27 protein-coding genes, 1 other RNA gene, 1 pseudogene and 1 riboswitch are annotated in these 22,135 nt (G+C 59.6%); of the genes and pseudogenes, 16 read left to right on the top strand and 13 right to left on the bottom strand.

The features are described 5' to 3' along the window. Positions 1-153: 153 nt before the first annotated feature. Positions 154-519: a VOC family protein gene (locus D8780_RS11360; RefSeq protein WP_121645687.1), complete on the top strand. Its 366-nt coding sequence runs from the start codon at positions 154-156 to the stop codon at positions 517-519. Between the two features lie 39 nt (positions 520-558). Then, entirely contained in the window at positions 559-1,290 is a 732-nt protein-coding gene (locus D8780_RS11355) for a helix-turn-helix transcriptional regulator (protein WP_121645686.1), read from the top strand. A 5-nt stretch (positions 1,291-1,295) separates the two neighbouring features. Here D8780_RS11355 and D8780_RS11350 read toward each other — a convergent pair whose 3' ends face one another. Further along, on the bottom strand, positions 1,296-2,021 hold the full coding sequence (locus tag D8780_RS11350; RefSeq protein ID WP_121645685.1) for a DUF1013 domain-containing protein: 726 nt from the start codon (positions 2,019-2,021) through the stop codon (positions 1,296-1,298). Between the two features lie 262 nt (positions 2,022-2,283). Between D8780_RS11350 and ykgO the strand changes: the two genes are divergently transcribed. From ykgO to D8780_RS11335, 3 genes are all read left to right on the top strand, one after another. Beyond that, positions 2,284-2,409, top strand: coding sequence for a type B 50S ribosomal protein L36 (gene ykgO / locus D8780_RS11345; RefSeq protein ID WP_065998194.1), 126 nt, complete (start codon positions 2,284-2,286; stop codon positions 2,407-2,409). 75 nt (positions 2,410-2,484) lie between these two features. Further along, a complete protein-coding gene (locus tag D8780_RS11340; protein ID WP_121645684.1) occupies positions 2,485-3,192 on the top strand; it encodes a tetratricopeptide repeat protein in 708 nt (235 codons plus the stop codon). 18 nt (positions 3,193-3,210) lie between these two features. Beyond that, positions 3,211-4,359: an alpha/beta fold hydrolase gene (locus tag D8780_RS11335; protein WP_121645683.1), complete on the top strand. Its 1,149-nt coding sequence runs from the start codon at positions 3,211-3,213 to the stop codon at positions 4,357-4,359. Here the strand turns inward: D8780_RS11335 and D8780_RS11330 are convergent. The 4 genes and pseudogenes from D8780_RS11330 to D8780_RS11315 all read right to left on the bottom strand — a co-directional run bounded on the left by D8780_RS11330 (position 4,310) and on the right by D8780_RS11315 (position 8,108). Then, the gene (locus D8780_RS11330) at positions 4,310-4,936 is read right to left on the bottom strand and encodes a LysE family translocator (RefSeq protein ID WP_199699597.1); all 627 of its coding nucleotides are present in this window, start codon (positions 4,934-4,936) and stop codon (positions 4,310-4,312) included. The two genes, D8780_RS11335 and D8780_RS11330, sit on opposite strands and share 50 nt — an antisense overlap. A 55-nt stretch (positions 4,937-4,991) precedes the next feature. Further along, positions 4,992-6,440 carry a pyruvate kinase gene (pyk, locus tag D8780_RS11325; protein WP_121645682.1) on the bottom strand — a complete coding sequence of 483 codons (1,449 nt, stop codon included), beginning with the start codon at positions 6,438-6,440 and terminating at the stop codon, positions 4,992-4,994. 268 nt (positions 6,441-6,708) lie between these two features. After that, a pseudogene (locus D8780_RS15930) lies at positions 6,709-7,188 on the bottom strand (DUF1036 domain-containing protein); the annotation flags it as partial. Positions 7,189-7,289: 101 nt separating this feature from the next. Further along, a complete protein-coding gene (locus D8780_RS11315) occupies positions 7,290-8,108 on the bottom strand; it encodes a hypothetical protein (RefSeq protein ID WP_121645681.1) in 819 nt (272 codons plus the stop codon). A 176-nt stretch (positions 8,109-8,284) separates the two neighbouring features. Here D8780_RS11315 and D8780_RS11310 point away from each other — a divergent pair, with 176 nt between their 5' ends. The 3 genes from D8780_RS11310 to D8780_RS16085 all read left to right on the top strand — a co-directional run bounded on the left by D8780_RS11310 (position 8,285) and on the right by D8780_RS16085 (position 9,426). After that, a complete protein-coding gene (locus D8780_RS11310; protein ID WP_121645680.1) occupies positions 8,285-8,596 on the top strand; it encodes a DUF1244 domain-containing protein in 312 nt (103 codons plus the stop codon). A gap of 86 nt (positions 8,597-8,682) precedes the next feature. Beyond that, positions 8,683-8,979 (top strand): DUF2312 domain-containing protein, encoded by a 297-nt coding sequence (locus D8780_RS11305; RefSeq protein WP_425373629.1) that lies wholly within the window; start codon positions 8,683-8,685, stop codon positions 8,977-8,979. A 114-nt stretch (positions 8,980-9,093) separates the two neighbouring features. Further along, the gene (locus tag D8780_RS16085) at positions 9,094-9,426 is read left to right on the top strand and encodes a four-helix bundle copper-binding protein (RefSeq protein WP_199699596.1); all 333 of its coding nucleotides are present in this window, start codon (positions 9,094-9,096) and stop codon (positions 9,424-9,426) included. Between the two features lie 61 nt (positions 9,427-9,487). On the opposite strand, the gene D8780_RS11295 is transcribed toward D8780_RS16085, so the two are convergent. Together D8780_RS11295 and D8780_RS11290 are read right to left on the bottom strand one after the other, a co-directional pair. Next, positions 9,488-9,676, bottom strand: coding sequence for a hypothetical protein (locus tag D8780_RS11295; protein WP_121645679.1), 189 nt, complete (start codon positions 9,674-9,676; stop codon positions 9,488-9,490). 96 nt (positions 9,677-9,772) lie between these two features. Next, the gene (locus D8780_RS11290; protein ID WP_121645678.1) at positions 9,773-10,969 is read right to left on the bottom strand and encodes a vWA domain-containing protein; all 1,197 of its coding nucleotides are present in this window, start codon (positions 10,967-10,969) and stop codon (positions 9,773-9,775) included. Between the two features lie 128 nt (positions 10,970-11,097). Between D8780_RS11290 and D8780_RS11285 the strand changes: the two genes are divergently transcribed. Beyond that, a complete protein-coding gene (locus tag D8780_RS11285) occupies positions 11,098-12,045 on the top strand; it encodes a sensor domain-containing diguanylate cyclase (RefSeq protein ID WP_158598492.1) in 948 nt (315 codons plus the stop codon). 20 nt (positions 12,046-12,065) lie between these two features. On the opposite strand, the gene D8780_RS11280 is transcribed toward D8780_RS11285, so the two are convergent. The 3 genes from D8780_RS11280 to D8780_RS11270 form a co-directional block, all read right to left on the bottom strand. Beyond that, a complete protein-coding gene (locus D8780_RS11280) occupies positions 12,066-13,010 on the bottom strand; it encodes a homoserine O-succinyltransferase (RefSeq protein ID WP_121645676.1) in 945 nt (314 codons plus the stop codon). 66 nt (positions 13,011-13,076) lie between these two features. Continuing rightward, positions 13,077-13,155, bottom strand: a riboswitch (SAM riboswitch). 51 nt (positions 13,156-13,206) lie between these two features. Then, positions 13,207-14,370, bottom strand: a complete 1,164-nt coding sequence (locus D8780_RS11275; RefSeq protein ID WP_121645675.1) for a sensor histidine kinase — start codon at positions 14,368-14,370, stop codon at positions 13,207-13,209. Positions 14,371-14,478: 108 nt separating this feature from the next. After that, positions 14,479-15,321, bottom strand: a complete 843-nt coding sequence (locus D8780_RS11270; RefSeq protein ID WP_121645674.1) for an AAA family ATPase — start codon at positions 15,319-15,321, stop codon at positions 14,479-14,481. A gap of 139 nt (positions 15,322-15,460) precedes the next feature. Between D8780_RS11270 and ssrS the strand changes: the two genes are divergently transcribed. The 4 genes from ssrS (at position 15,461) to D8780_RS11250 (ending at position 17,927) form a co-directional block, all read left to right on the top strand. Then, a non-coding RNA gene (ssrS, locus tag D8780_RS11265) (6S RNA) lies at positions 15,461-15,616 on the top strand. 60 nt (positions 15,617-15,676) lie between these two features. After that, positions 15,677-16,255, top strand: a complete 579-nt coding sequence (locus D8780_RS11260) for a 5-formyltetrahydrofolate cyclo-ligase (protein WP_121645673.1) — start codon at positions 15,677-15,679, stop codon at positions 16,253-16,255. A 9-nt stretch (positions 16,256-16,264) separates the two neighbouring features. Beyond that, positions 16,265-17,086 carry a TIGR00282 family metallophosphoesterase gene (locus tag D8780_RS11255; RefSeq protein ID WP_121645672.1) on the top strand — a complete coding sequence of 274 codons (822 nt, stop codon included), beginning with the start codon at positions 16,265-16,267 and terminating at the stop codon, positions 17,084-17,086. A 67-nt stretch (positions 17,087-17,153) separates the two neighbouring features. Next, positions 17,154-17,927, top strand: a complete 774-nt coding sequence (locus D8780_RS11250) for a TerC family protein (RefSeq protein ID WP_121645671.1) — start codon at positions 17,154-17,156, stop codon at positions 17,925-17,927. Positions 17,928-17,950: 23 nt separating this feature from the next. Here the strand turns inward: D8780_RS11250 and D8780_RS11245 are convergent, their stop codons facing one another. Together D8780_RS11245 and D8780_RS11240 are read right to left on the bottom strand one after the other, a co-directional pair. Further along, positions 17,951-18,847, bottom strand: a complete 897-nt coding sequence (locus tag D8780_RS11245; protein WP_121645670.1) for an MBL fold metallo-hydrolase — start codon at positions 18,845-18,847, stop codon at positions 17,951-17,953. 115 nt (positions 18,848-18,962) lie between these two features. Further along, positions 18,963-19,451 carry a GFA family protein gene (locus D8780_RS11240; protein WP_121645669.1) on the bottom strand — a complete coding sequence of 163 codons (489 nt, stop codon included), beginning with the start codon at positions 19,449-19,451 and terminating at the stop codon, positions 18,963-18,965. Between the two features lie 147 nt (positions 19,452-19,598). On the opposite strand from D8780_RS11240, the gene D8780_RS11235 reads away from it, so the two are divergent. Further along, complete coding sequence (locus D8780_RS11235) at positions 19,599-20,345, top strand: YebC/PmpR family DNA-binding transcriptional regulator (protein ID WP_121645668.1); 747 nt, start codon at positions 19,599-19,601, stop codon at positions 20,343-20,345. Positions 20,346-20,428: 83 nt separating this feature from the next. Next, a complete protein-coding gene (locus D8780_RS11230) occupies positions 20,429-20,770 on the top strand; it encodes an Rdx family protein (RefSeq protein ID WP_121645667.1) in 342 nt (113 codons plus the stop codon). A gap of 48 nt (positions 20,771-20,818) precedes the next feature. Here the strand turns inward: D8780_RS11230 and D8780_RS11225 are convergent, their stop codons facing one another. Continuing rightward, entirely contained in the window at positions 20,819-21,247 is a 429-nt protein-coding gene (locus D8780_RS11225; RefSeq protein ID WP_121645666.1) for a cupin domain-containing protein, read from the bottom strand. A 151-nt stretch (positions 21,248-21,398) separates the two neighbouring features. Between D8780_RS11225 and D8780_RS11220 the strand changes: the two genes are divergently transcribed. Continuing rightward, positions 21,399-22,133 carry a hypothetical protein gene (locus D8780_RS11220; protein ID WP_147440309.1) on the top strand — a complete coding sequence of 245 codons (735 nt, stop codon included), beginning with the start codon at positions 21,399-21,401 and terminating at the stop codon, positions 22,131-22,133. Positions 22,134-22,135: the final 2 nt, after the last annotated feature.

Genomic DNA, 22,135 nt, shown 5'->3' with positions numbered 1-22,135 from the left:
CGTTTGAACATTTGAGTTTCTCCATCGGGTTTTCCACCAAACGCGCGATCGACGAAAAGGTTGATGGCGTTCGTTCGTTCATTCCTGACACAAGGGTGTCAGGAGGGGTGTGAGATCATCGGTCATTGCTTACCAAGATGAAGGAATGAGAGCATGGCCAAGGAAAATGTCTGCGTATGGTTTGAACTGCCTGTTACCGATCTGAACGCCAGCAGGGCGTTTTACGAGAAGGCGACAGGGCATTCGTTCAAGGAGGAAAAAGCCGACGGCAAGCCGATGCTTGTCTTCGATTACAAGGATCGAGCAACGGTATCGGGCCATCTTTATGAAGGGAAACCGGCAGGAAACGGCCAGGGCCCGACGATCCATATCGCCGTCGAGGGTACTGTCGAAGACGCGATGCAAAGAGCCAAGGATGCCGGCGGCACGATCGTCTCTCCCGTCATCGAAATTCCGGCGGGACGGTTTGTCTACTGCACCGATCCGGACGGCAACTCGATCGGACTTTTCACAGCCTAGTCAAAAGGTGAAGGTGGTCGCTCGAACTGGAGAACGGAAATGCGCCGTGCCGACCGCCTTTTCATGATCGTGCAAGCCTTTCGCCGTGGGCGCATGCTCACGGCGAAAACGCTGTCTCTTGAGCTCGAAGTCTCGGAGCGGACGATTTATCGGGATATCGCGGATTTGCAGGGGGCAGGCGTGCCGATCGATGGCGCGGCGGGCGTAGGCTATGTAATGCGCCCCGGATTCGACCTGCCGCCATTGATGTTCACGCTCGATGAAGTGTCGGCTCTTGCGGCCGGTGTTCGCATGATCATGGCATTCGGTGGCGATGCGATGAGAGATGCCGCCCGCGGCGCCCTCGACAAGATCGAATCCGCCCTGCCGGACGATAAGGTGAAGGCATCAGACGGTTTGCGGCTGTTCGTGCCGCCCTTTCTGATCGATCCGCCTCACCGGGTCATGATCGACCGCATCAACCGCGCGGTTGAACGGAACGAAGTTCTGGAGATGGAATATGCGGACGAGGCCGGGGCGCGGACGACGCGCACCATCCGTCCTCTTGCGCTCATCTTCTGGGGCAAGGCCTGGACGCTGATCGGCTGGTGCGAACTTCGAAACGATTTTCGCATGTTCCGCGTCGACCGCATCCATTCTCTTGCCGAGACCGGCCGTATCAAACGGCCGCTCCCGAAACAGTCGCTGGCGGAATATTACCGCCTTCTCGAAAAGAAGGAGTGCGCGCCGCTGCCGGCCGAGATGAGAGGCGGCATCGGCGATCCGAGATAGGCCTCTCAGTCGTCCTGCTCTTCGTCCGCGTTTCTGTTGTTCTTGAGCGAGGACAGCTTGGCGAAAACCTTGTCGGCGTCGAGCTCGTCTTCTTCTCCCTCTTCCTGAGGGGCGCTGCGGGAGCCGAACACGGAGGTGTTTTCCGAAAGGTTTTCGGTTGCCGCCGCCGGCAACAGCGTCGTGTCATTCTCGGTCTCGGTCACCGGCTTGTCTTTCGACGCCTTGGAGACTTCGAAGTCGAGATCGATCTGCGAGCACATGCCCAGCGTGACCGGATCCATCGGCACCAGATTGGCCTGGTTCCAGTGCTCGCGGTTGCGGATCGTTTCGATCGTGCTCTTGGTCGTTCCGACAAGGCGGCAGATCTGTCCGTCCTTCAATTCCGGATGATTCTTGACCAGCCAGAGAATGGCGTTCGGGCGGTCCTGACGACGGGAAACCGGCGTATAGCGCGGGCCCTTACGCTTGGCTTCCGGGACGCGCACCTTCGGATCGGCCAGTTTCATGCGATAGTTCTTGTCGGCTTCCGCCTTCTCGATCTCGTCACGGGAAAGCTGACCGTTCGTGATCGGGTCGAGGCCCTTGATGCCCTGAGCCGATTCGCCGTCAGCGATCGCTTTAACCTCCAGCGGATGCAGCTTGCAGAAATGCGCAATCTGATCGAAGGACAAGGCCGTATTATCAACCAGCCAGACGGCGGTTGCTTTCGGCATGAGAAGCTGTTGAGCCATGTGAATCAATCCTTCCTTCGCCCGCGTCCCGAAGCGCGGGCGGTGGTCAGTACCACCGGTAAATGGGAATGGCGTTGCATATAACGCGGTGTGCGTGCCGATGCAACGCGACAGGTGGTTCATCAACGATCCTTGACAGGGTCGGCCCTTCCGTCTTATGGAGCCGCATCTTTTCCGGCGTGCCCGCGCGGCGCGCCGTTTCCTTGACAGCAGAGAGACAGGCGCAAGCCGCCGCTCCGCCAGACGAACCGGGATCGAACCCATGAAGATCAAAAATTCGCTGAAAAGCCTGAAGACCCGGCACCGCGAGAACCGTCTCGTGCGTCGCAAAGGCCGCGTCTACATCATCAACAAGCAGAACCCGCGCTTCAAAGCCCGTCAGGGTTGAAGACCGGGCGGTTTCCGCCCGTGCATTCTGCAGTAGCGATTGTCGAAGCCGCATGGGGGCTCTATTCTAGCCCTCATGCGGTTTTTGCTTTTTCTCACTCTATTGATACCCCTGCCTGCCAAGGCGGAGCCGTCCGCAGGTTTACGTCCGGCGCAATATGAGCGACCGGAGAGCGGTCTCGTCGATCCAAAAGGCGCGCCGCTGCCGCGCCTCGACCCTTTTGCGGAAGCGAACGAGGCAGCGCCGGAAGACCCCGAGGCCGGGGATGATCCCGATGTCTTCCTTTATGGGGAGGAGCGGCGTCAGAAGGAGTTGGACGATCTCTTCGAGACCCTTGCGAAGGCGCCCAATGCCGTGATCGGTAAAAGGGTAGCCGGTGCCATTCAGGAGAAGTGGAACGAGTCCGGCAGCGCAACGATCGACTATCTCCTAGAGAAAGCGCGTGGAGCGATGCGCAACAATCAGCACGATGCAGCCATGGATCTGATTGGGGAAGCGCTCGTTCTGAATTCGCAATATGCCGAGGCGTGGAATTTGCGGGCGACGCTCCATTTCCTGCGCGGCGATATGCAGAAATCCATGGCGGACATCCAGCATACGCTTGCCCTCGAGCCACGCCATTTCGGGGCTCTGACCGGCATGGCTGCCATTTTGCAAAGCGCCGGCCGGGACGCTGAGGCGCTCGCTGTCTACGACCGGGCACTGGAGGTGTTTCCCACCCTGGAGTCGGCGAAAGAGCAGGCGGAGCGTCTTCGCAAGGCCGTCGACAATCAGACACTGTAATTTCTCCTCGCCAGCGCAATGACACTTCTTTCGATCCTTGCTACCCTCGTGGTCGGCTTGCCTCTCCTTCTGGCTGCGATCAGCTGGCTGGCGGCGCGTCTCATCGAGCATCGCTATCCGCCTAACGGGGTCTTCGCCTCCGTCGATGGGATCGATCTGCATTATGTCTTCTGGCCGGGCGAGGGTGAGGGCGCGGAGCAACAGCCCGTACTTTTCATTCATGGGGCAAGCGGCAATCTGCGCGATCAGATGGGCGCGATGGAACCCTTTCGCGGACGAATGCCAATGATCTTTGTCGATCGGCCCGGCCATGGCTATAGCGGGCGAACCCGAAATCACCAGCGGCCCAATGGACAGGCGCGGGCCATTGCCGCCCTGATCGCAAAGATCGCGCCGGGCGGGGTTGTCCTCGTCGGACATTCCTTCGGCGGGGCGGTTGCACTCAACCTCGCCATGAACCATCCCGAATGCGTCACGGGGCTGGTTTTGCTTTCGCCGGCCAGCCATCCCTGGCCCGGTGCGCAGACCAGTTGGTACTATCGCCTTGCTGCGCGGCCTCTATTGGGGCGACTCTTTGTCTGGACGCTGGCCGTTCCGGGTGGATTTGCCCGACTCCGTGGCGGAATCGAATGCGTCTTCGCGCCCAATGCCGTGGCGGACGTCTATGCCTCCAGGGCGGCAATCGCGTTGGCATTCCGTCCCTGCCACTTCCGCGCGAATGCGATCGACGTGGAAGGGCTCTACGAACACGTGACGGACACCTGCGGCCGTTATCCTTCCATTCGCTGCCCGACTGTGATCATTACCGGCGATAGCGACACTGTGGTTTATGAGCATGTCCATTCGCTTGGCTGTGCCCGCGACCTGCCCAATACGGAACTCTTCGTTATCGACAATTGCGGGCACAAGACTGACTATGTCGCGCCCCGCGTGACGCTTGCCGCAATAGCGCAGGTGGCGGGCACTGCATTGCCCGGGGTCGAGGCGATTGCCGACGAAGCGGAGAGCGTTGAAACGGCAATCGCGTCCGACCGTTTCGGTGAACAATGTCGTCTCGAGAAACCCGAAGATGCCGGCGATATCCTTTCCGCCGCCGCAGCAGCAAAGCACTATCCGGTCAGGGACGCCGCGTTGCCAGAGCCATCGTGGCCGAACCGATCAGACTGACAGCACCGAAACGGTTCAAACCTCGGCGAAAAGCGGGACTGCGGACTTTTTCGTGCGCCCACCCCGCGAGAAGTCCGTAGAGCGCCGCATTGATGATTCCGAGCGTAACAAATGTCGCCACCAGCAATGCGGCCTGAGGCAGAAATGGACGGTCGGCTGCGATAAAGAGCGGCACGAAGGCCACGAAAAACAAAATGCCTTTCGGGTTCAGCAGGGTCACCAGAAATGTCTCGGTAAAGAGGCGGCGGGCCGATAGCCCCTTCGGGGACAGTTCTCCCTCGAGACTGGATGGATCCGTCCGCCAGAGACGGATTGCCAGGAAGACAAGCCAGGCCGCACCCGCATAGCGGACGATTTCGAAAAGAATAGCCGAGGTAGAGAGAAGGACACCCACACCGGCCAGGGACAGCGATGCGGCGAAGACGTCGCCAAGCGCCACACCGGCGACGGCGGGGGGAAGCGTGGAGCGGCCATGGCTGGCCGCTCTCGCTACCACGAGGGTGATGGTCGGTCCCGGAATGACAAGGATGAGCGTGCTTGCGAGGATAAAGGCGATATAGGTCGCAAGATCGATCATCGTGTGTCCGTCCTTCTAGCCGATGAAGAAGGAAAGACTTCGTTTCCCGAAGGTGTCAATCATCGGATGGCAGGTTGCGATAACGCTCGCCGCCAATTCGGGCGACACGCAGCATGTTCGTACTGCCGCGCGTCCGCAGCGGCACGCCCGCGACGATGATGATCCGGTCCCCTGGCTTTGCAAAGCCCTCTTCTTCGGCAATACGGCTGGCGCGGAGCACCATATCGTCGAGATCGGTCGCGTCTTCCGTCACGACGCAGTGACAACCCCAGACGAGGGAAAGACGCCGTGCGGTCTCCAGCCGCGGCGACAGGCTGATGATCGGGACGAGGGGGCGTTCGCGCGCTGTGCGGATGCCAGTCGTTCCGGAATCGGTATAGGTGACGATCGAAGCCACCTCGAGCGTTTCAGACATCTGTCGGGCGGCGGATGAAACGGCATCGGCCGTGGTGTTCTTCGGCTCGGCGCGCTGGCTTGTGATGATGTTCGCATAAGTCGGCTCACGCTCGACCGTCTCGGCGATGTCGTTCATCATCGAAACCGCTTCGACGGGGTAGTCGCCCGCCGCGCTTTCGGCCGACAGCATGACGGCGTCCGCACCTTCGAAGACGGCATGGGCCACGTCCGACACCTCGGCGCGGGTCGGCATGGGATCCGAAATCATGCTTTCCAGCATCTGGGTCGCGACGACCACCGGCTTGCCGGCAGCGCGGCAAAGGCGGGTCAGGCGCTTCTGAATGCCCGGCACGGACTGGATCGGCATTTCGACACCCAGATCGCCACGGGCCACCATGATGGCGTCGGAGAGTTCGATGATCTCGTCGATGCGATTGAGTGCCTGCGGCTTCTCGATCTTGGAAAGAATGTACGCCTTGCCTTCCGACAGCTCGCGGCATTCGATCAGATCTTCTGGCCTTTGGACGAAGGAAAGCGCAATCCAGTCGACTTCGGCGGCGATCACAGCCTTCAGATCCTCGCGGTCCTTATCCGTCATGGCGCCGACGGCAAGTTCGGTATCCGGAAGCGAAACACCCTTCTTGTCGGAAATCGATGTTCCCGCGACCACCTTGCAGGTAATCGAGCGCTTGTCGCTCGCTTCGGCGACCAGTTGGAGCTTGCCGTCATTGATCAGGAGCCGGTGGCCGGCCTGGACCGCTTCAAGGATCTCGGGATGAGGCAGATAGACGCGTGTATTGTCGCCCGGCGTCGGGTCGTCATCGAGTGTGAAGGTCTGCCCTTCCTCCAGTTCCACCTTGCCATTGGCAAAGGTTCCGACGCGCAGCTTCGGGCCCTGCAAATCCGCCAGAATGCCGATCGGTCGTCCAACCTTTGCCTCGACGGCGCGGATGCGCTGAACCTGCTGTCGCATGGTGTCGTGGCTGGCGTGGCTCATATTGACACGAAACACATCGGCCCCGGCATCGAAGAGCTTCATGATCGTTTCCTCGGTGTCCGAGGAAGGACCGAGAGTGGCGAGAATTTTCACCTTTCGGCTGCGTCGCATATCGAGAAGATCCCGTTTAAATCGGTTTACGGTTTCTTCCTGCGTAGGACGAAGTTTGTAACACTGCAAGCGTGAAGCCGAATTCAGTGCCGAAGAAACCTTATTGCGCCGATGAATCCTCGGCCGGTGCGCTGGTTTCCGTGGAATCTTCGGATTCCTGCTGTTCGCTTTGAGATGGTTCCTCGCCGCTTTCGTTCGGCTGAGAACCCTCGCTGTCGGGCTCCGCGGCCGGCGTTTCTTCAGGCGAGGCGCTCTGATCCGGTCTGGGCGTGACGGCTGAAGCAGGGTCGCTGCCTGGCTGCGGCTCGTCGGTCAACTGAACCATCCAGTTGATCTGCTCGCCCGTATCATGCTCCTGAAATCCGACCCGCTGGTAGCCGCGTGCGTAGCAATCATTGATGCCGACGATTTTGAATTCCTTGTCGGCGACGCACATGTTGATCGGGCCATCCCAACGACCGCCGCGCTGGGCATCTTCGGCATAAAGATAATAGAACCGCGAGCTGAGCGGACCTTCGAGCAGCGTTTTGCAATTGGCCGGTTCGATATGCCACCAGCCTTCCGTGATCCAGCCGGAGGAACCGCGCAGTCCGATCGAGACGCCAACGAGGCTCTGCGTCGCGTTGCAGACACGAAAATCCGCTCTGGCCGGCGCCGAGAAAAAGAAAAATGCGGCGAGCGCGAAAGGGATGGCGGTCAGAACCGAGCCTGCTATGCGCTTCAAACCAACCCCCAACAACACCACCATGATGCCGGTCGTATCGACCGATCCCGGCTGTTTTTCGGCAATCGCCGACCATCTGTCAACGCGGCGGAAGGCTTGCAAGCCAGCCTGTCCGCCGGGAAACGTCAAATTTTAAGATCACGCAGCTTTTCGATGATTTGCGCGCGGTGCTCCGGCTCATAGATATTTTGCAGAATGAAGCGCTCGACGCTGATGTCGAGGCCGAGGGCGGTGATGATTCGGTCCTGTATCTGCCGCTGATCGAGCGCCGGAAAAGGACTATCGAAGGCGGGTGTCGAAGAGAGCCGATAGGGAAAATGGCCGGCAAGACCCTGGTAGCCATGGACCGGCATGCCTTCTATCGGGCTGAAGCCGCTGCCCTCGATATGGCCCAGTTCGGTCAGACCGTAATGTGTGCCGAGGCCCTCGGTATGGTTGAGCCTTTCCAGCATGTGCGGATCGAGAATATTGACATAGAAGAGGGATGAAGCGCTTTCCTGCCGGACAATCATCGTCGGAATCGAGCCGTAAGGCGCCATCTGCCGCCCATAGCAGGCCACATGATTGGGGACGCGTACGCACAGGCATGGAATGACGATCGACCCGACATGGTCTTCGTGGATCGTGTATTTTCGTGTGAGTTGCAGGGGAGCGGCGTTCGAGCCGGCGGCGAGCACCGCGGTCGCGCTGGAAAAATCGAACCTGGCGAGCGCGTCGATGCCCCGTTTCACATGATCCGGCGCCCCTTCCGGAGAGGACCAGTCGGCCGGGTCTTCGGGCAAAGGTGCTGCTCCGAAATCGCCCAGATATACATAGCTGCGGTAGGGGTGCGCAAAGGGATAGGCCAGCGCGAAGGCGAGCCGCCGCATACGGATTTCATGGGCCTCTTCCTGTGCGGCGGCATCGGCATCGACCGCGATATCGGCAAAGGGGAGCGGAGCCATCGGGACCTTTTCCATTCAAAATTACCGCGGACTATTAGGACGATGGCTGACAAGTTGCCACCCATATCGCGGTCTGATGATGTTCTTGACGGATCGCAGGGCCGGGCCGATAGGTGTGGCCAAGACAATGGGCCAGGACGGCCCGCTATCACCCGCGACCGGCTGGAGGCATAGTCATGCAAAAAGAACTCAGCGAAGAGCAGCAACGTGATTTGGAAGCTGCCGCATTCCGTCGGCTCGTGACGCATTTGCGCGAGCGGACCGATGTCCAGAACATCGATCTGATGAACCTTGCCGGCTTCTGCCGCAATTGCCTTTCCAACTGGTATCGCGAGGCGGCCGAGGAGCGCGGACTCGATCTTTCGAAGGATGATAGTCGAGAGATCGTCTACGGCATGCCCTATGAGGAGTGGAAGGCCCGGCACCAGAGCGAAGCCAGCGACGAACAGAGAGCAGCCTTCGCCAAGAGCCACCCGCATCATCACTGATTTCGGTTATCCCCGCCGCTCACAGGTCGGCGACGATGGTGCGATTCGCGTATTGACCGCTCGTGCCAAGCTCTGGCACGAGCACAATGACCACAACCCTTTCGACGGAGACGAGATTCGTGGCTGATCACAGTGATTCGCCGACCAGTGAGACCGTTGCGACCGGACAGCTCCGGGCATTTATCGAGCGGATCGAGCGGTTGGAAGAAGAGAAGAAGACGATCGCCGACGACATAAAGGACGTTTATGCCGAGGCGAAGGGGAACGGATTCGATACCAAGGCGATGCGCACGATCGTTCGCCTGCGCAAGCAGGAAGAGGCGGAACGCCAGGAGGCCGAAGCCATGCTCGACCTCTACAAGGAAGCGCTCGGCATGCACTGACAGCAGCGCTGACCTGCTGAAAGAAAACATTTTTTAGATACAACTTATGTCAATCCACTGTTACGGAACTCCCGTAGCAGGGCCGCGTTTTCAAGCCGCAACGAGGAGGCTGAATTGAACGCGATCGATTTGACACTCAATCACAAGGCATGTGCGACGGCCTGCGCCCAATGCATGCTTGCCTGCGCTTATTGTCTCGACCAGTGCATCGGTAAAAAAGGTATGGAAGATTGCATCCGCGCGTGTCGCGATTGCATGTTGATCTGTGCCGACTGCGCCCGTGCCTGCGCGTCGGATTCGCGCAATGCCAGCGCTCTTTGCGCGTCGTGTGCTGCAATGTGTGAGGCGTGCATGGAAGAGTGCGGCCAGCACGATCACGACCATTGCCAGCAATGCGCCGAGGCTTGCGAGCTTTGCATGGAAGAATGCCGCCGCGTCGCTGCATGAGTCGGCGCATGTCGCAGACGGTTTCAAGATGGCGCGGCTTCGGGGCCGCGCCATTTTTCATTCAGTCTTCGGGATGGCGGCGCTCGTCAGGCTCTTTTGCGACACCCTTGAAAGGCTTGTCGTCCGCCTTCTTGTTCATGAACTCGCCCGATTCACGGTCGCGTTTGTTCCAGTGGCCGCTCTGGTCCTGAACCTGCGTCCGGTCCTTGATCGTGCCCTGTCGATAACCTTCGCCAGTATTGGTCGCCATCGTCGACACTCCTCGCTTTCCCGCCGCGTCAGGCGACGGCTTCTAAGAAAGAGGTGGAGTCGGCGGACTCCGCGTCAAGTCTACCATGACGCGGGTTCAGTGGCGCCGCGACAGTTCCTTCGTGCCTTCTTCGAGGCCTTTGAGCGTCAACGGATACATGCGCCCGTCGACAAGCTCGCTGAGCATGGCAGTCGATTGCGTCCATTTCCACTGCTTCGGCTCGACGGGATTGATCCAGATGAGATTCTTCCACTGGTTGGTGACCCGCTGCATCCAGACGGCCCCCGCTTCCGGGTTCCAGTGTTCAACCGAGCCGCCCGGATAGGCTATTTCGTAGGGGCTCATGGCGGCGTCCCCGACGAATATGACCTTATAGTCAGGGCCGTATTTGTGAATGACGTCCATGGTCGGGATCGGGCGGTCGTGGCGGCGATGGTTGTGCGTCCAGACCCGCTCGTAAAGGCAGTTGTGGAAGTAGAAATATTCCAGCTGGCGAAATTCGGACTTGGCGGCCGAGAAAAGCTCCTCGACCACGCGGATATGATCGTCCATCGAGCCGCCAACGTCGAAGAACATCAGGAGCTTGACCGCATTGCGGCGCTCGGGCCGCGTCCTGACGTCGAGATATCCGTGTTCGGCCGTGGAGCGGACGGTGCCGTCCAGATCGAACTCCTCCTCCGCGCCTTGCCGGACCCAGCGCCGCAAGCGCTTCAAGGCGACCTTGATGTTGCGGGTGCCAATCTCGACATCGCTGTCGAGATCGCGGAATTCACGCTTGTCCCAAACCTTGACCGCCCGGCGGTGTCGGCTCTGCTCCTGGCCAATGCGAATGCCTTCGGGATTATATCCATAGGCGCCGAAAGGCGATGTGCCGGCGGTGCCGATCCATTTGCTGCCGCCCTGATGCCGTCCTTTCTGCTCCTCCAGACGCTGTTTCAGCGTCTCCATGAGTTTCTCGAAACCGCCAAGGCTTTCGATCAGCTTCTTTTCGTCTTCGCTGAGATGCTTCTCGGCAAGGCGGCGGAGCCATTCCTCCGGCAGGTCGAGTGGGGCCGTGCCCTCCGGCGCCTGACCGGAGACAGCGTCCACGCCGCGAAAATAATGGCCGAACACCTGATCGAAACGATCGATGAAGCGCTCGTCCTTAACCAGCACTGCACGGGCCAGATAATAGAAGCCTTCGACGTCGTAGGTCACCAGATCGGCATCGAGGCTTTCCAGCAGCGCAAGGTACTCGCGAAGCGAGACCGGCACGGCGGCCGCCTTCAATTCGAGAAAGAAAGGAATAAACATTTTTCGCTATCCCGCTGGTGTTCGAGAAGGTATGAGAAAATCCTGTTTTATCAATTGGCTAATATGTTTCGGGTAAGCGATTCATAACGAAATTGCCCTAGCGTTATCTGTAGAGGGCGGGAATGATCATGTTTGAACTTTTTGACTGCGACGAGCAAGGCTCAGCAACCGCGGATATCACGCGAGCATCCCTGGTCGATACCGAAGACCGTTTGGGGATCATGCTCGACGCCATGCCCATCGGTGTCCTGATCCATTCCCAGCATGCGGTCCTGTACGCCAATGCTGGAGCGTGCAGCCTTCTCGGCGAAGAGCGAAACAGCCTTATCGGCAAGCATATTCTGGATTTTCAGCGATCCGATTCCGATCCGCTCGCCTTCGACAAGGCTTTTGATGCGCTCGGCACGACGATGGATCAGGAGATCGTGCTGGTAAATTCCCATACCGGTCAGGAACGGCTGATGAAGGTCATTATGGGCCGTCTGCCGTGGGACGGACTGGCCGTCGTGCAGGTCCTTCTTCAGGATATCACCGATCAGAAACGGGCTGAAAACTCGCTTCGAAAGCTCTCCATCACCGACGAGTTGACCGGCGCCTATAATCGCCGACATGCATTCTACGAAGCGGGCCTCTACATGGAACGAAGCGACAGGGAAGCGTCGCCTTTCTCGGTCGCTCTGCTCGATATCGATCACTTCAAATACGTGAACGATACCTATGGCCATGCGGTCGGAGACGAGGTCCTGAAAACCTTCACCCAGCGGGGTCACCGCTTCCTGGCGACATCGAACATGGATTCGGCGATCTTTGCGAGAATCGGCGGAGAGGAATTCCTGATCCTTGCGCCGGGCCACAATCTGGCAAGTGCGGCCAAGATGGCCGAGACTTTCCGGCAAAGACTCGCCGGAACTCCGGTGGAAACAGCAAAGGGACCGCTCTCGGTTACGGCATCGATCGGTGTCGCCGAACGGCGCTGGGACGATTCTTCCTTCGATACGATTCTCAATCGGGCTGATGACGCCCTTTACGAGGCCAAGGAAAGCGGGCGTAACAGGGTCGTCGCAGTCGCCGCCTAGGCCTTGACGGTCGATAGCTTTCAGGCCGCCCTGGTTCCCATCTGCCGGTCCATGCCGATTTCCGACAAGTCATAGGCCGTGGTCTGATACATCTGGTTGATCCAGTTGTTGAACAGCAGGAAGGCATGCGAACGCCACCGGTTGATCGGCTTTCTGGCCGGATCGTTATCGGGAAAGTAGTTGGCGGGGATCTGGATCGGCTTGCCCGAAGCATGGTCGCGGAAATATTCCGCTGCCAGCGAGCCGTGATCATATTCGATATGATTGAAGATATAGAGACGGTTGGCGAAGTCTTCGGCCAGGAGGCAGAGGCCCGTCTCGTCACTCTCCATGAGAATGTTGAGACCCGATTCCGGATCGATATCGTCTCGCCGCACTTCCGTCCACCGCGAAACCGAGATCGAGAAATCGTCGGAGAATCCCGCCAGATAGGGCGAGGCAGGCTGCAGGTTGCGGTGACGATAGACCCCGAACGCCTTCTGCGGCAATTCATGTTTCGGAACGCCATGAAAATGCTGGATTGCCGCCATGGCGCCCCAACAGATGAAGAAGGACGAGTGGACGTTGGTGGTCGTCCAGTCGAGGATATCCTGAAGTTCCGGCCAATAGGTCACGTCTTCGAAAGGCAGCGTCTCGATCGGCGCGCCGGTGATGATGAATCCATCGAACTTCCGATCCTTCACCTCTTCCCAGGTCGAATAGAAGGAGATCAGATGCTCCTCCGTTGTATTGCGTGCCTGATGGCTGCCGACACGAACGAGGCTGAGCTCGATCTGGAGCGGCGTGGAGCCGACGAGGCGGGCGATCTGCGTCTCGGTTTCGATCTTGTTCGGCATCAGGTTCAGAAGGCCGATCTGAAGCGGCCGGATATCCTGCCGGATCGCCACGCTCTCATCCATGACCTGGACGCCCTCCTTCACGAGGACTTCCCGGGCGGGCAGCGTATCTGGAATTCGGATCGGCACGGCACATACTCCACAACAGGGCCAGCCGGTTGCCGCACAACCCGACTGAACAATGGCCGTCTCATGGAATATTCCGGAGCGGCCCTTTTAGCGAGTTGTTTAACGTGGCTGCAAGCCGGCCGGCCAAATCACCACGGCCGGCAAGATAGTCTTGCCGGGTTCCGCGGTCAACGTATCGGACAGGCTAGGGCGACCGTCAACCCTCGCCTTGGACTGGCGGTTCTATGGTGAGAGAGAGGCGATAGCCAGCCGGTGTGACGGAGAGTTCGGAATCTCCGCCCAACTGCAAGCTCATGGCTTCGATGATGCGGGTGCCAAGGCCCTTGCCCGCGGCGGCCGGGGACCCGTTGCCGACGCCATCGTCGGACAGGATCAGCCGATAGCCGCTCTCGGAGGCTTTTCCGGAGAGAAACACCGTTCCGCTATCTTTGTCCTTGAACGCGTATTTGAAGGAATTGGTGATGAACTCATTGGCCACCACCGCAAAGGCCGCCGCGCGACGGGAGTCTAGGATGATCGGATCGAGTTCGCTTCTCAGTTCGACGTTGTTGGGCGCGTTTTCGCGCAGCAAAAGCATGATGCGATCGGACAGATGTGGCAGCGAGATTCGGCCCGTGACCGAAGCATCATAGAGTTCCTGATGAAGGAGACTGACGGCCGCCACACGGCGGCTGGCGGTCTCCAACTCGGCCTTGGTTTCTTCGCTTTTGGCTTGCCGCCTCTGCATGTTGAGAAAGGAGGAAACCATGGCCAGTGAATTCTTGACGCGATGGTCGATCTCCTTGGCGAGGAGCTCTTGCTCTGCAAGCGATTTTTGCAGCTCTGCTTCTCGCAGATGCACGCGCCGGCTCGTTTCTCTCTCTGCTGCGAGTTGCGCCCGCAGATTGAGTTGCGCAAGAACCTGGTCGCCCAGAACCCTCAACGCGAAACGCTGATCCTCGCTGAGTTTTCCTGGCTCGGTATCGAGGACGCACAGCATTCCGAGCGGCAGGCCCTCCGACGTTTTGAGGGGAACACCGGCATAGAAGCGGAAGCGACCGGTCGTACCGTCGACCATCGGCATGTCCGCCGTCCGCTCGTCAATGCTGAGATCTTCGATCTCGAAAAGTCCGTCCTGAAGAATGCCGTGAGCGCAGACGGAATTGTCGAGGTCGGTCTGCCGCGGCCCATCGCCCTTGCGGGCCTTGAACCACTGACGGTCTTCATCGACCAGCGAGACAAGCGAAACCGGTCTCCCCGTCAGGCGTGAGGCCAAGTCGACGATATCGTCGAAGTCCTGCTCATCCGCCGTATCGAGGATCTCGTATTCTCGTAGGCGCGCAAGACGTTCCTCATTGCGCGGATGAGCTTCGGCTTTCACTGCGATAAACTCTTAAAAAACAACCCTATACGAACGCCATCATAGAGGGGATGGGCGGGGCCGCAACAAACAAGTTTGCACAAAGCAGCGAAAATTCAGATTCTCAGTCTACTTCGTCCGTTGCCGGGCCAGAAACGCCATTCGCTCGAAAAGATGCACGTCCTGCTCGTTTTTCAGCAAAGCGCCATGGAGGCGGGGGAGGGCGTCCTTCGCATCCCCGCGCAGGTCTTCCGGCGAAACGTCGTCGGCGACCAGCAGGCGAATCCAGTCCAGTGCTTCCGATGTCGACGGCTTCTTCTTCAAGCCGGGTGTTTCGCGGATTTCGTAAAACTGGTTCAGCGCGGCCGAGACAAGCCGCTGCTTGATACCGGGATAATGGACGTCGACGATCCGCGTCAGTGTCTCGATGTCGGGAAAGCGGATGTAATGAAAGAAACACCGCCGCAGGAAAGCGTCGGGCAGTTCTTTTTCATTGTTGGAGGTGATGATGACGATAGGCCGATGTTTCGCGCGGATCGTCTCATCCAGTTCGTAGACATAGAACTCCATCCGATCGAGTTCCTGCAGAAGGTCGTTCGGAAACTCGATGTCGGCCTTGTCGATCTCGTCGATCAGCAAAACGACACGCTGTTCGGCCGTAAACGCCTGCCAGAGCTTGCCTTGTTTGATGTAGTTGCGAATATCCTCGAAACGCGGGTCGCCAAGCTGGCTGTCGCGCAGCCGTGAGACCGCATCATATTCGTAGAGGCCCTGCTGTGCCCGGGTCGTCGATTTGACGTTCCATTCAATCATCGGAACGCCGAGAGATTCGGCTACCTGCCGGGCCAGTTCCGTCTTGCCGGTCCCCGGTTCACCCTTCACGAGAAGGGGACGCTCCAGCGCGATTGCCGCGTTGACCGCTACCATCAGATCCTTGTCGGCGACGTAGCTGTCGGTACCTTCGAAACGCATATGCTGGTGTCCTTCGGCTCGGCTTTTGCGGCGCGGACATTAGGGGCCTTGGCCCCGGTCAACAAGGGCCGCATTCTTGATCGCGAACATATGGATCAAGACTTTTCGACTCGAGGCCAGCCCCCTATATGAAGGTGAGAGTGGACTGCGCTTCTCGGCAGGCCAATACATTTCCGGGGCCTTATTGATCTCAAAGGGAGCTGTCCCTGACCGGACCCGTGGGTTCGGATATACGGCGCCCACCTACGTTGTAGGTTCCCGGGATCAATGCGCCACCGGTCGCCGTGGTCCGCTCGCCTTTTCGCCCTTTCTCCTGATAGTGCGGTGAAAACGTAAGGCAGATGGAGCGGGCTATTTGAACTCTTCGGCAAAGTCACAGCTGCGGCTTGGCGCCCTGGCGCAAAGGGACGGCCTGGACCCGGTTCATCGTGTCGAATGGTCGATCGCTGTCGCGGCATTCGCCGATCAGATCGTGTTCGATCCTGGCACGGTTATCGCAGGCTACATGCCTATCCGCTCCGAACTGGACCCGCGACCGCTCATGCAGGCTCTTGCGCTTCGTGGCGCTCGCCTCTGCGCGCCTGCCCTTTTGGACCGTACGACGATCGCCTTTCGCGAACTGGTCAAGGGCGAAGCACTGACCAATACCGGGTTCGGCACGATCGGGCCTGGGCCGGACGCTGCCGAACTCAAGCCGGATATCATCCTGTTGCCGCTTGCCGGCTTCGATCGCATGGGCAATCGGCTGGGCTATGGCGCCGGCCATTATGACCGTGCCATCGCTCGTCTTCATGAAGAAGGGCGAACGCCCCGGCTGATCGGCATCGCCTTCGCGACCCAGCAGTTGCCCCATATTGATGCCGAACCGCATGACGTACCGCTCGAAGCGGTTCTTACCGAAAACGGCTTGCGCCGCTTCAATACGACCGCTTAAGAAGACGTCATGCGTTTTCTATTCCTTGGCGATATGGTTGGCCGCACGGGCCGGACGGCTGTTTACGAACGGTTGCCGGGCCTCATTTCGGACTATTCCCTCGATTTCGTGGTCGTGAACGGCGAAAATGCCGCCGGCGGCTTTGGCATCACTGAGGCGATCCTGCACGAGACGCTCGGAGCGGGTGCGGATGTCGTGACGACCGGCAACCACGTCTTCGATCAGCGCGAAGCGTTGAGTTTCGCACCGCGCGAGGACCGGTTTCTGCGTCCCGCCAACTATCCGAAGGGGACCGCAGGGCGTGGCAGCGGGCTTTACGAAGCCAGGAACGGAGCCCGTGTTCTGGTCGCGAACCTGATGGGGCGCGTCTTCATGCATCCGGAACTGGACGATCCCTTTCACGCAGCCGAGACCATTCTTGCCGATGCGCCTCTCCGGGACGTTTGCGACGCCGCCATTTTTGACTTTCACGCCGAAGCCACCAGCGAGAAGGTCTGTTTCGGCCATTTTCTCGATGGTAAGGCTTCTGTCGTGGTCGGCACGCATACGCATTGTCCGACGGCCGACCACATGATCCTCTCAGGCGGAACGGCCTACCAGACCGATGCCGGCATGTGCGGTGACTACGATTCCTCGCTCGGCATGGAAAAGGAAGAGCCGCTCAACCGGTTTCTTTCGAAGGTTCCGAAGCGGCGAATGGAAGCGGCAAGCGGACCGGCAACGATTGCGGGCCTGTGCGTGGAAATCTCCGATCGTACGGGACTGGCGGAAAAGGTCAGCCCGCTACGCCTTGGCTCTTGGCTGGAAGAAGTGCGGCCCGATTTCTGGTAGAGGCGCTTGAGCCCTGTCCAAGGTGGCTTAGATAGCCGTTCTGCCGACGGACACGCACAGGACCACCATGGACGCCATTATCGACTCTTTCTCCTATATCGCGACGCCGGAAGGTATCGCCGCGCTGGTCACCCTTGTGGTGCTCGAGATCGTGCTTGGCATCGACAATCTGATCTTCATCTCGATCCTGACCAACAAGCTGCCCGCCGACCAGCAGAGCCGTGCCCGCAAAATCGGCATCTCCATGGCCCTCATTCTGAGGCTTGCCCTGTTGGCAACGGTCTCCTTCATCGTCCAACTGACGCAGCCCATCTTCACGCTGTTCGGGCATGGCTTTTCTTGGCGCGACATTATTCTGATCGCCGGTGGCCTGTTTCTCGTGTGGAAGGCCACGAAAGAGATTCACCACAGCGTCGATCCCGACGATCCGAAAGAGAACATGGGCAAGGTCGGCACGCTCACCGTGGGCAGCGCAATCGCTCAGATCCTGGTTCTCGACCTCGTCTTTTCGATCGACTCCATCATCACTGCGGTCGGTATGACCGACGTGTTGGCGATCATGTTCATCGCAGTCATCGCCGCAGTGACGGTCATGCTCATCGCCGCCGACCCGCTGTCGCGCTTTATCGCCCACAATCCGACCGTCGTCATGCTGGCGCTCGGGTTCCTGCTGATGATCGGCATGACGCTGATTGCGGATGGCTTCGGCTATCACGTGCCAAAAGGCTATATCTACGCCGCCATGGGCTTTTCCGCTCTGGTCGAAGCGTTGAATATGCTCGCCCGCAAGAAGCGGCGCGGCGAAGCCGAAACGAATGCGGCCGATACCACTCTGCATTGACCCTGACCTTCGGGGAGGGTTTTTCAGACGCCCTCGAGGATGACGATGGTCGGCGTCCGGGGCAGTGTCCTGATCGAAACGTCGATCGTATCGGTTGGCTCGAAGCGGACGTCGAACTCGCCCCGCACCCGGGACAGGAAGTTCTCGATCGGCGAATAGCGCCGGTGCATCGGCAGAACGATCCGTGCCTGAAGGCGACCGACCAACGCGGCCATCGCGTCGGTCGAAAGGGTCAGTCCGCCGTCGATCGGCACCATGACGATATCAAGTCGGCCTATCGCGGCATGGTGCGCGTCCGTCAGCGGGTGATGAAGGTGGCCCAGATGGCCGATGCACAGATCGGCGACCTCGAAGATGAAGATCGAGTTGCCAGCTCTCTCCATGGCGATGCCGTCGCGAATATCGGTCGGCACATTGCGGATCAGGGCATCGCCCACGGCGAGCCAATGCTGCGCCGGTGTGCCGTCCGCATCGGCCCATCCTTTCAGAACGTGCTGGATTTCGGGATCGGGGATGGGTGTCCAGTGGGTGATATGAGCGTGGTTCATCGTGACCACATCCGGCAGGGGATCGGAACCGTAAGCGCCTGAAAAGTCGGTCGCGATGCGTACACCTTGCGGCGTCTCGATGATGAAGGTGGCGTGGCCGGCATAACGGATACGCACTTCGGGCGGTTCATATGCGCTGCGCTGGAGCCAAGGGTTTTCGGCTATTTGTGGCTTTGACCCCGTGGCCCTGACCATTCGGACCGGCAGGGCCTGCCTTTGAAGGTTCCTCGCGACGAGCATGCAGCGGCTTGCCGCCTGGCGCTGGGCCGAGGGATCAATAGGGTCGAGAAGAGGTGCTGCGCGTGCCGGGGTGGCGGCCCAAGCCAGCGAGACGCTGAGGATGAAGGCGACGAATGCGGCCGGCCCGGTCATGGCGGCGTCCTTCCATCTTTCCCTTATGTCAGGAAAGAGCACCACACTCCCGCAAAACGCGCAATGTCAGGCGGACAAACTGTCCAAATTGTCATGTTCGACGAGTGCACGCCGTTCACCCTTGCGCCAGCATCTGCCGCCACCGCTCCTTGAGGTGTTCGTAATCCGGTGGCTGGCGCGGATAGGTCAGTTCGTCCTCATCGAACCGGAATCCGCGCATCGCGCTCGAGGTCCAGATATGGCCTGCCGGCCGCAGCCAAGAGGTGTCGTCCAACGTCCCGGCCTTGATGGTGATCCGGTCGTCGGGGCCGCCTTCCAGACTGCCATGGAAAAGACGCACGCCGCATTCGGGGCAGAATTGGCCGGACTTTTGCGCGCCGCTCTCTGCGCTCCATCGCGCCGTCCGCGGCCGGCCCTCGACGCTGACCGCCTGAACCCGTGTCAGCATGGAAGCGCCGGCGATGGAAGAGGATTGGCGCTGACAATTGGTGCAATGGCATAGATAGAAGGCGAGGGGCGCTTCATCGATCGTGTAGCGGACGGCGCCGCACTGGCAGCCACCGCGCAGCGGCAGGGGCGGCAGAATAACCGTTTCAACGTTCATCTCTTGCGCTTTCCTAGGTTTCGTCGTTTACGCAAATGGATTATAAGCGCGCCCGATCCAGAGATTTTCGCAGGATGGCCCTCGGCAGCGAGACGCGCCGACGAAGTGTGGTGTCGGGCCAGATGCGAAGCATAGAGGGAGAGACCGATGGCAGGTCATTCACAATTCAAGAACATCATGCATCGCAAGGGCCGGCAGGATGCCGTTCGCTCCAAGATGTTTTCCAAGCTGGCGCGCGAAATCACCGTTGCCGCCAAGATGGGCGCGCCCGATCCCGACATGAATCCGCGCCTTCGCCTTGCCGTGAACAACGCCAAGTCGCAGTCCATGCCGAAGGACAATATCCAGCGCGCGATCAACAAGGCGTCCGGCGGTGACAGCGAGAACTATGAAGAGGTCCGTTATGAAGGCTACGGCCCCGGCGGCGTCGCCTTCATCGTTGAGGCGCTGACGGACAATCGCAACCGCACGGCATCGAACGTGCGCACGGCGTTCACGAAGAGCGGCGGGGCCATGGGTGAAACCGGTTCGGTCGCCTTCATGTTCGATAGGGCAGGCGAGATCGTCTATAAGGCCGAAGCTGGCGATGCCGAAACGGTGATGGAGGCCGCCATCGAGGCCGGCGCTGAAGATGTGCAGTCCGATGCCAATGGCCATACGATCTATTGCGCCTTCGAGGATATCGGTGACGTATCGACCGCGCTGGAAAGCAGCCTCGGAGAGCCGGAAAGCGTCAAGGCTATCTGGAAGCCGCAGACAACGACGCCCGTCGATGAGGAAAAGGCAGAGAGCGTGCTGAAGATGATCGATCGCCTCGACGAAGACGACGACGTTCAGAACGTCTATGCCAATTTCGAAGTCGATGACGAGGTGATGGCGAAGCTTTCCGCCTGATTGCCGCTAATACTGCGGGGCCGCTCCGGCTTGTTCGTTCGAGCTGGAGCGAAGCTCACTCGACCCTTTGGAGGGACTGCTCAATGACCGCCACTCCGAATGCTCCGGTCGGCCAAGATCTCGATGCGCCGGCCGCCACACAGGCGGGCCGCGGCCCGCGCGTATCGATCACCTATTGCACCCGTTGCAACTGGTTGCTGCGCGCCGGGTGGCTCGGCAGCGAGCTTCTTTCGACCTTTGCCAATGAAATTGGTGAAGTGTCGTTGATCCCGGATGCGACGGGCGGCGTTTTCACCGTCGACGTGGACAATCAGCGCGTATGGGATCGGGCTGCGGAAGAACAGTTCCCCGAAGCCAAGGAATTGAAGCAGCGAGTTCGCGATATCATCGATCCGGAGCGGGACCTCGGCCACGCCGACCGGTGATCCGCGCTTCATTGAAGTGATAAGCCGGACCTTTGCCTTGCGCCGCGGTTAACCCGGCTCCCAGTCTGGCTCAGCCAGCTCAAAACCGGAAAAGTCGAAGCCGGGCGAAACGGTGCAACTGCAAAGAACCCACCCATCCAGGGGCCTGGCGGACTGCCAGGCGTGAGCCGGAACCAGAGCGTGAGGCAAATCGCCCTCCAGTAATTCCGGGCCGAGCCGGTAGGAGACGGGCATGGCTTCGCTCTCATCCACAACCGACAGCTCCAACGGCCCGCCGGCATGCCAGAACCAGAGTTCGGCAGCATCGACACGGTGCCAGTGACTCCTCTGATGCGGCTCAAGAAGAAACAGGATGGCCGTGCCGACCGACCTGCCATCCGGGCCTGTGGGGCCTCGCCAGGTTTCCCTGTACCAGCCGCCTTCCGGGTGAGCTTCCAGACGAAATCGTTCGATGATGCGGCGTGCTTGGTCGGACATGGCGCTGGGGTAGGCGGAAGAATCTGTGCGACTGAATCGTAGCAGTAAAATCCGTGACTTCCCAGCGGTCCGAGGCTGTCGTCATATTTTCGGCTCGAAACAATGCAATGGTCCTCAGGAATACACCGATGACAACAATGATGAATTTGTGATGCGTTTTCATTCTTCTTTGTTCACTTGTGCCGCCGCACTCTTTGTTTCGCTCGCGCCCCCGGCCTTTGCGCTGGACGAAATCGGCGAGCAGATGATCGACCGGCCGCCGGACAATTACATCGCCGTCCGAGAGGCGGAAGAGAAGGAACGTGACCGGCTTGAACAGGCCGGCTTGCGTCCGGACGAGGACGTCGCTCTGAATGCCTACAGCGCGAAGGAAAAGCCGCGGAACGAAGCCGGTGCTCGCCTGAAGGCCATGGAAGCCGCCGGGTCGTCTTCTGATGCCAAACAGGCGGACGTGAACCTTTTCGACGGACTTGTCGGCAATTGGGCCGGGGAGGGCGATACCTATATCGACCGTATCGGCCGGGAACTTTCGGTGAGCTGCGATTTCTCCATCGGCGAGGCCAAGGCCGAGTTCGTCCTCGACGGTGAGTGCGGCGCCCTTTTTCTGGACCGCGCCATCGGCATCGAGCTGAAGCCGCAGGACGATGGCGAGGTGGACGGCAACTACATGGCGCTGAAGGAAGGCCCGACACGTCTCGAAGGCCGATTGACCGCCCCCGATACGCTTGTTCTGACCATGCACTGGCCTAAGGTCGTGATGGGAGATCGCGTTGCCAAGATGGAATTGAAGCGTCTTGGCGCCGATAGCTTCCGGCAGATCGTCCTCGACATGAAGGATGGCGAAGAGACGGTGACAAGCGATATCACCTTCCAGCGGAAGAGCTGATC

The organism is Notoacmeibacter ruber (genome assembly GCF_003668555.1).
Lineage (GTDB): Bacteria > Pseudomonadota > Alphaproteobacteria > Rhizobiales > Rhizobiaceae > Notoacmeibacter > Notoacmeibacter ruber.
The sequence above is the reverse complement of the archived record's forward strand: the minus strand, read 5'-3'. Positions and strand labels throughout refer to the sequence as shown.